We start from the raw sequence: 8,222 nt of genomic DNA, 5'->3' as shown, positions 1-8,222 counted from the left end.
TACTAATTAAAATCGATTAATGAGTGCTTATAACATCTTCAGACAACAATTTCTCATCGTCTTTATAAACTTCAAGCCAACCTGGTGGTGATGTATCACAGCCAATAATGGTTACATGTAGTATGTAACTATAACGTCCATTTTTAAACGTATAATGGTGATTACCGCCAGTGCCACTAACCGTTACATCGCCGTTAGATAAAACCATATCAGGCTTGTCCTTTGGCCTTTTATCACTACTCCACACCGCATAACGGTAATTTCTATCACCTAAATCATCAATACGAATATGGTAGTTAGCCGTTTTCCAATCGAGTACTGGTTTTTCAAAGGTATTAATACTTGCGTGCAAGGATTGCTTACCTTGTTCGATTAAGCTTTTAGCAAGTGTCTGCTCTTTAGTATTTTGTGTATTTACAGCAATAATTTTACCGTCGGTATCTACCCACATAACGCCGTTATTTAGCATAATGCCGCGCCAACCTACTTTCTCCCAATCAGTTTTAATGTTTGAACTGGCAATAACTGCCGCTAGCTCATCATTAAATACTTCATCAAAGCGGTTAATAAACTCGGCTTCATTTTTAATGTCAGGTATGGGATATAGTCGTTTTAGCGGGTAGCGAATAAGTGCTGCAATCGCAGTTTTATCATGCGCTTTAAAAGCAGCAATAACAGGTAAAACGAACTCGTGATACTTTTGCTCAAGCGCAAATGTGTTAGATGTGAAAAGTAGTGATAGGCACAGTAGAATGTGGCTTAGATATTTCATTTATAGTCCTTTATTTATTCTGATGCTTAACAATCTTAAATGACTTGAAAGCAGCTCTAGCATATATAATTTCAACACCTCTATCCTGAATGCAGAGGAACTTGTCTAGCTCGCTTCTAGTTAACTTTGACTGGCATCCAATAATTATTTTAGATAGTTTCATATCCTCATTGAATGGCTGGAAATAAAGATCATTTTCTTTTTCAAAGTTATTAAGGCCCCGAATTGTTCTATATTCTTTTTCATATTCCCAATGTTTGAATTTAGAAAGTAATAACTTTAGTGGGAAGTTTTGATCATCTATTAAATTACTTTTAAACCTTTCAGAATAATATTTTACCTCTTGAGCATCCTCTTTGTTAGATAGCTCAAGTTCCACACATATGCCCTTGTGATTATTAGCATAATGAGCCCACTGAACAGGGTTTGACCAAATTTTACTAAAGCACAATATTCCAAATTTTCTTGAAACATCTAGTTTCATCCTATTTAAGCTTGCACGTATATAAGGTGTACTAGTTTCGATACCTAATAACTCAAAAGGATCATTCAAATTGTCAAAAGTTGAGGCCTTAACCCTCCTATTTGATAAGTTTTTTAGGCCAAATACCTCATCCATGTAATGATAAAGCTTCATTTAATCTATAATCCTATTATTTTTAGAAAAGAATATTTTCCTGAATAAAAACCACGTTGCTCAGCTTTTTATTACTACTTATACTAAATAAACTCTGAATACATATGAACCAATTTTTACATCTTTTCAATTATATAAAAAAACGAGCCTGTCTTGGCTCGTTTTAGTTTTACTGATAGCTAGAAACTAACCGTTTCGCTCTACTCCGGATCATACCCCAAGTTAGGCGATAGCCAACGTTCAGCTTCTTCAAGCGTCATATTGGTTCGCTTAGCGTAGTCTTCTACCTGATCCTTTTGCACAGCTGCTACGGCGTAGTATTTAGCCTCAGGGTGTGAAAAGTACCAACCCGAAACAGCAGCACCTGGCCACATGGCGTACGAGCTAGTTAGCTGCATACCAATGCGTTTTTCGGTGTCGAGCAACTGCCAAATTTTCTTTTTCTCAGTGTGCTCAGGGCACGCTGGGTAACCTGGCGCTGGGCGAATACCTTGGTAGTTTTCGCGTATTAGCTCATCGTTTGCTAGGTTTTCGTCTGGTGCAAAACCCCAATACTCTTTACGTACTTTTTCGTGTAGGTATTCTGCAAACGCTTCGGCGAGCCTGTCGGCAACCGCTTTAACCATTATTTTGTTGTAATCGTCTTGCTGTGCGTCAAACGCATTTGCTAAGTCGTCTTCTTCTAGGCCGCCCGTTACTGCAAACGCGCCAAAGTAATCAGGCGTGCCTTTTGGTGCTATGTAGTCGGCTAGGCAATAATTAGCAAAGTCGGTTTTTTCGGTTTGCTGGCGTAAATGGCATGAAGTAGTTAATACTTCTTTGCGTGTTTCGTCGGTGTATATTTCTATGTCATCACCCACGCGGTTAGCCGGGAATAAACCAATTACACCAAGTGGTTGCAAACTGCCTGCTTTTTCAAGGTCGTCTAACATATCGTTAGCGTCTTTAAATAAGCTTTGCGCTTGCTCGCCTACTACTTCATCGTCCATTATGCGCGGGTATTTACCGGCAATTGACCACGTCATAAAGTATGGCGTCCAATCTATGTATTTACGCAAAGTAGCAATTGATACATTTTTAAACTCGGTCACGCCCAGCTTTTTAGGCACTGGTGGTGTGTAGTTATCCCAATCAAGCTTTGCTGCGTTATCGCGTGCGCGCTGGATTGTAACAGGCTTAGAGCGTGGTTTTTTACGCGCTTGTTGCTCGCGTACTTTTACATATTCAGCTTTAGTTTTAGCTAAAAAGTCAGGTTTAATGTCTTTTGATAATAAGTTTGAAACTACACCAACTGCACGGCTTGCGTTATTTACATACACAACGCCTTTGTCATATTGCGGCTCAATTTTTACTGCGGTGTGCGCTTTAGAGGTAGTTGCACCACCAATGAGTAGCGGCAGTTCAAAACCACGGCGTTTCATTTCTTTTGCTACGTGCACCATTTCGTCAAGCGATGGGGTAATTAAGCCCGATAAACCAATAATATCGGCTTTTTCGTCGATGGCGGTTTGCAGTATTTTATCAGCAGGTACCATTACGCCTAAATCAATAACTTCGTAGTTATTACATTGCAGTACCACGCCTACAATGTTTTTACCTATGTCGTGTACGTCGCCTTTTACGGTCGCCATCACTATTTTACCATTGGTTGAACCTTCTTCTTTTTCGGCTTCAATAAATGGGTCTAGGTAGGCTACGGCTCGTTTCATTACGCGCGCCGATTTAACCACTTGTGGTAAAAACATTTTACCTGCGCCAAATAAATCCCCTACTACGTTCATGCCATCCATTAACGGCCCTTCAATTACGTGAATAGGTTTATCGGCAGCAGCGCGGCACTCTTCGGTATCTTCATCTATAAAGGTAGTAATGCCTTTTACAAGCGCGTGCTCAAGGCGTTTTTCAACAGGCCATGTGCGCCATTCTAAATCTTCTACTCGCTCGGCTTGTGCCATACCAGAGTATTTTGGTGCAAGCTCTACTAAACGCTCGCCTGCACCTGGGTCTGTGTTAAGTATTACGTCTTCAACGGCTTTACGAAGCTCTTCTGGGATGTCGTCGTAAACGGCGAGTTGCCCTGCATTTACAATGCCCATATCCATACCCGCTTTTATGGCGTGGTATAAAAATACCGAGTGAATAGCTTCACGTACTGGGTTATTACCCCTAAATGAAAACGATACATTTGACACCCCGCCCGACACTTTACAGTGCGGTAAGTTTTGTTTAATGCGGCGTGTGCCTTCAATAAATTCTACTGCGTAGTTGTCGTGCTCTTCTATACCGGTGGCTACGGCAAATATATTAGGGTCGAATATAATATCTTCTGGTGGAAAACCAATGTCTTCTACTAATATTTTGTAGCTGCGGGCACATATTTCATATTTGCGGTCTGCTGTATCAGCTTGCCCGTCAGTATCAAACGCCATTACAACGGCAGCTGCACCAAAACGTTTTATTATTTTAGCTTGGCGAATAAACGGCTCTTCGCCCTCTTTTAGCGATATAGAGTTAACAATGGCCTTACCTTGAATACACTTTAGGCCTGCTTCTATTACTTCCCATTTAGAGGAGTCGACCATAATGGGTACGCGTGAAATATCAGGCTCTGAGGCTATTAAGTTTAAAAACTTAACCATCGCGGCTTTTGAGTCCAACATGGCTTCGTCCATGTTTATATCAATAACCTGTGCGCCATTTTCTACTTGTTCGCGGGCCACTGTTAGCGCGGCTTCAAAGTCTTCTTCCATGATTAAACGTTTAAACATGGCAGAACCGGTTACATTGGTACGTTCGCCGACATTAGTAAATACTGCTATTTGTTGGGTCATGTTGGCTCCTTAATTTAAGTTACAGGCTTCAAGGCCTGATAAACGCATGCGTACTTCAAGCTCTGGCAATTGGCGTGGTTTAACGCCCGCTAGACCTTTTGCAAAAGCACGAATATGCGCAGGCGTGGTGCCACAACATCCACCTACTATATTAATAAAGCCCGATTTACCCCAATCGATAATTTCGGCTGCCATTTCAGGCGCTTCTAAGTCGTATTCACCAAACTCATTAGGCAAGCCCGCATTAGGGTGTACCGATGTAAAGGTTTCGCACACGCGCGAAAGCTCTTCTACATATTGGCGCAGTAAATCAGGGCCAAGCGCGCAGTTTAAACCAATCGAAATAGGCTTAATATGGCGAATAGAGTTATAAAATGCTTCGGTTGTTTGCCCAGAAAGCGTACGACCAGAAGCGTCGGTAATAGTGCCCGAGATCATAACTGGTAATGTGCGCCCTGCTTGCTCAAAGGCTTCTTCTACACCAAACGAGGCAGCTTTTGCATTAAGCGTGTCGAATATAGTTTCGATTAGTATTAAATCGGCGCCGCCTTCCATTAATGCAAGGGTAGACTCTACATACGCAGTAACTAGCTTATCAAAAGTAACGTTTCGGTAACCCGGATCGTTTACGTCTGGCGAAATTGAACACGTTTTAGATGTCGGCCCTAAAACACCGGCTACATAGCGCGGTTTTTCTGGCGTTTTAACTGTAAATTCATCGCAAATTGCGCGTGCTAATTTAGCCGACTCTAGGTTTATTTCACGGCTTAGGTTTGCCATGTCGTAATCTTCCATCGAAATAGTGGTCGAGTTAAACGTGTTGGTTTCAATAATATCGGCGCCCGCTGATAAAAAACCACGATGAATATCAGTGATTAAGTCGGGCTTGGTTAGGCTTAATAAATCGTTATTGCCTTTAATTAATACATGCCAGTCTTTAAAACGCTCTCCGCGATAGTCTTCTTCTTCTAGCTTATGATCTTGGATCATGGTGCCCATAGCGCCATCTAAAATTAAAATACGTTCTTTTAATGCGGCACTTATTTCGGCTTGCTTATTATTTGTAGGCGCGTTATTCGGCATAGTTGTTAGTCCTCACGTCTTGGCTAACTAAATTAATATCATACGGTGTGGTTTGGTACACGTAGTAATTTAACCAGTTCGAAAAAAGTAAAAAAGCATGGCTTTGCCACGTTTTTGAAGGTTGTTTGGTTGCATCGTCATCCGGAAAGTAATTTTCGGGCTTTGGTGCATTAGGGCTTTTTTTACAATCGCGCTCGTATTCTGCTTTTAGCGAGTCGGCGTCGTACTCTGGGTGGCCGGTTATAAACACTTGGCTACCCGATTTATTTTTAAGTAAGTAAGCCCCTACTCGCTCAGAACCTGCCAGTACAACGAGTTCTTCACAGGCGTTTATTTTATTTATATCAATATGGCCGTAGCGTGAGTGCGGTACCAAAAAGGTATCGTCGAATCCGCGAGTCAGTGCACCGTGATCAAAATAACACTGGTGAGTAAATACGCCACACAGTTTATCGTCTTTTAAATCACGCTTTAAATTGTAACGATGATATAACGCTGCATGCGCTGCCCAACACGAAAATAACGTAGAGGTAACGTGTTGCTCAGCCCAATCAATAATGACTTTTAGCTCATCCCAATACGCTACATCGTCGTATTCTAAATGCGCAAGTGGCGCACCGGTTACTATTAATGCATCGTAATTGTTGTCTTTAACCTCAGAAAAGTAACGGTAAAAGGTATCAAGGTGCTCTTCTGAGTTGCTGCTACTGCGGTGAGTGTCGAGGCGCAGTAGTTCTACGTTTACTTGCAAAGGCGAATTGGCAAGTAAGCGAATAAACTGAACTTCGGTTTCTACTTTATTAGGCATCAAGTTTAAAATAGCCAAACGCATTGGGCGTATTTCTTGCGTTTTTGCACGACTTTTTGGCATTACAAATACGTTTTCTTGACGTAAACGTGCAATTGCCGGCAACTCGTCTTTCACTGTAATTGGCATACTTTACTCCTGCTCATAAAAACCGAGGCTTAATTATGAACTGAAAGTAAAAAATATCAACCTCTAGATGTATAGATGTCCAAATGAAATTTATTCATGATTTTATACTTTACTTACAAGCATCCTTTGGTGCTTTAAAACCCGCCATTCGTTGACTGTTTCACCCGTCAGCCACTACAATACAACATTGAAATTTTTATTATTATTTGAAGGCTTTCCTCCATGGTTTTACCTGATAAATTTATATTCTCGATGAGTCGAGTATCTAAGGTTGTGCCACCTAAGCGCACTATCTTAAAAGATATTTCGTTGCACTTTTTTCCTGGCGCTAAAATTGGTGTGCTTGGTTTAAACGGTTCTGGTAAATCTACGTTACTGCGTATTATGGCCGGTGTTGACCAAGATTTTGAAGGTGATGCACATCCTCAGCCTGGTACTAAAATTGGTTATTTACCGCAAGAACCTGTTTTAGACGAAAGTAAAACAGTACGTGAAACTGTTGAAGAAGCTGTTGGCGAAGTTAAACATGCACTTAAACGTCTTGACGAAGTGTATAACGAATACGCCATGGAAGACGCTGACTTTGACGCACTTGCAAAAGAGCAAGGCGAGCTTGAAGCTGTTATTCAGGCGCACGATGGTCATAACATCGACAACGTTTTAGAACGCGCAGCTGATGCACTTCGCCTGCCAGAGTGGGATGCTAAAATTGAGCACCTTTCAGGTGGTGAGCGTCGCCGTGTTGCTATATGTCGATTATTACTTGAAAAACCAGACATGCTTATTCTTGATGAGCCTACTAACCACTTGGATGCTGAGTCGGTTGCATGGTTAGAGCGCTTCTTGCACGATTACGAAGGCACTGTTGTGGCAGTAACGCATGACCGTTACTTCCTTGATAATGTAGCTGGTTGGATATTGGAGCTTGACCGTGGTGAAGGTATTCCATGGGAAGGTAACTACTCTTCTTGGCTTGAACAAAAAGATGCGCGCTTACAGCAAGAACAAAAATCTGAAAAAGCACGTCAAAAATCAATTGCGCAAGAACTTGAATGGGTTCGTTCAAACCCTAAAGGTCGTCAAGCTAAGTCAAAAGCACGTATGGCTCAGTTTACTGAAATGCAGCAGTCTGATTACCAAAAACGTAACGAAACTAACGAGATGTTTATTCCACCTGGCCCACGTTTAGGTGACCAAGTACTTGAAGTAACTAATCTTCGTAAGAGTTTTGGCGATCGCGTTTTAATTGATGACTTAAGCTTTAGCATGCCAAAAGGTGCCATTGTGGGCATTATTGGCGCGAATGGCGCAGGTAAATCAACGCTGTTTAAAATGATAAGCGGTGAGCAAACGCAAGACAGCGGTAACATCAGCGTTGGCGAAACAGTACACCTAGCTACTGTTGATCAGTTCCGCGACGGTATGGACGAAAGCAAAACTGTTTTCCAAGAAATATCAGACGGACAAGACGTACTGAAAATTGGTAACTTTGAGTTCCCAAGCCGAGCATATGTAAGTCGCTTTAACTTTAAAGGTAACGATCAGCAAAAGTTTGTTAAAGACCTATCAGGTGGTGAGCGTAACCGTTTACACCTTGCTAAGTTATTAAAAGCTGGCGGCAATGTGTTACTACTCGATGAGCCAACCAATGACTTGGACGTTGAAACACTACGAGCACTGGAGAACGCTATTTTAGAGTTCCCAGGTTGTGTAATGTGTATCTCGCATGACCGTTGGTTCCTTGACCGTATCGCTACACATATTTTAGATTACCGTGATGAAGGTCAAATTAACTTCTTTGATGGTAACTACACTGAATATGAAGAGTGGCTTAAAAAGACCCTAGGCGCTGAGGCAACTCAACCTAAACGTATTAAGTACAAAAAAATTGGCTAAAAATATTGGTTAATTTTATGTTTGTATAACTTAAGCCCTGCACTTTGCAGGGCTTTTTTATGTCAC

6 protein-coding genes are annotated in these 8,222 nt (G+C 41.5%); 1 reads left to right on the top strand and 5 read right to left on the bottom strand.

Features of this window, described 5'->3' with window-relative positions; all coding sequences use genetic code 11:
- Positions 1–16 precede the first annotated feature (16 nt).
- From H5072_RS06700 to metA, 5 genes are all read right to left on the bottom strand, one after another.
- Positions 17–772, bottom strand: coding sequence for a hypothetical protein (locus H5072_RS06700; RefSeq protein WP_182693071.1), 756 nt, complete (start codon positions 770–772; stop codon positions 17–19).
- A 10-nt stretch (positions 773–782) separates the two neighbouring features.
- Positions 783–1,409 carry a DUF2971 domain-containing protein gene (locus H5072_RS06695; RefSeq protein ID WP_182693070.1) on the bottom strand — a complete coding sequence of 209 codons (627 nt, stop codon included), beginning with the start codon at positions 1,407–1,409 and terminating at the stop codon, positions 783–785.
- 200 nt (positions 1,410–1,609) lie between these two features.
- Positions 1,610–4,240, bottom strand: a complete 2,631-nt coding sequence (gene metH / locus H5072_RS06690; RefSeq protein ID WP_002958120.1) for a methionine synthase — start codon at positions 4,238–4,240, stop codon at positions 1,610–1,612.
- Positions 4,241–4,249: 9 nt separating this feature from the next.
- A complete protein-coding gene (locus H5072_RS06685) occupies positions 4,250–5,323 on the bottom strand; it encodes a homocysteine S-methyltransferase family protein (protein ID WP_182693069.1) in 1,074 nt (357 codons plus the stop codon).
- Positions 5,313–6,260, bottom strand: coding sequence for a homoserine O-succinyltransferase (metA, locus tag H5072_RS06680; protein ID WP_002958117.1), 948 nt, complete (start codon positions 6,258–6,260; stop codon positions 5,313–5,315). Before metA ends, H5072_RS06685 begins: the two co-directional genes overlap by 11 nt.
- 222 nt (positions 6,261–6,482) lie before the next feature.
- Between metA and ettA the strand changes: the two genes are divergently transcribed.
- Positions 6,483–8,156 carry an energy-dependent translational throttle protein EttA gene (gene ettA, locus H5072_RS06675; RefSeq protein WP_024596550.1) on the top strand — a complete coding sequence of 558 codons (1,674 nt, stop codon included), beginning with the start codon at positions 6,483–6,485 and terminating at the stop codon, positions 8,154–8,156.
- The last annotated feature ends 66 nt before the right edge of the window (positions 8,157–8,222 follow it).

Origin of the sequence: Pseudoalteromonas sp. SR45-5 (assembly GCF_014163565.1) — a bacterium.
GTDB classification, from domain to species: Bacteria; Pseudomonadota; Gammaproteobacteria; order Enterobacterales; family Alteromonadaceae; genus Pseudoalteromonas; species Pseudoalteromonas distincta.
Note: the sequence above shows the minus strand (reverse complement) of the source record. Positions and strands in the feature narration are given on the sequence as shown.

What these genes read in the sequence shown, in the direction of transcription:
- H5072_RS06700 (WP_182693071.1), bottom strand. Translation starts at nt 772, where the DNA reads ATGAAATATCTAAGCCACATTCTACTGTGCCTATCACTACTTTTCACA.
- H5072_RS06695 (WP_182693070.1), bottom strand. Translation starts at nt 1,409, where the DNA reads ATGAAGCTTTATCATTACATGGATGAGGTATTTGGCCTAAAAAACTTA.
- metH (WP_002958120.1), bottom strand. Translation starts at nt 4,240, where the DNA reads ATGACCCAACAAATAGCAGTATTTACTAATGTCGGCGAACGTACCAAT.
- H5072_RS06685 (WP_182693069.1), bottom strand. Translation starts at nt 5,323, where the DNA reads ATGCCGAATAACGCGCCTACAAATAATAAGCAAGCCGAAATAAGTGCC.
- metA (WP_002958117.1), bottom strand. Translation starts at nt 6,260, where the DNA reads ATGCCAATTACAGTGAAAGACGAGTTGCCGGCAATTGCACGTTTACGT.
- ettA (WP_024596550.1), top strand. Translation starts at nt 6,483, where the DNA reads ATGGTTTTACCTGATAAATTTATATTCTCGATGAGTCGAGTATCTAAG.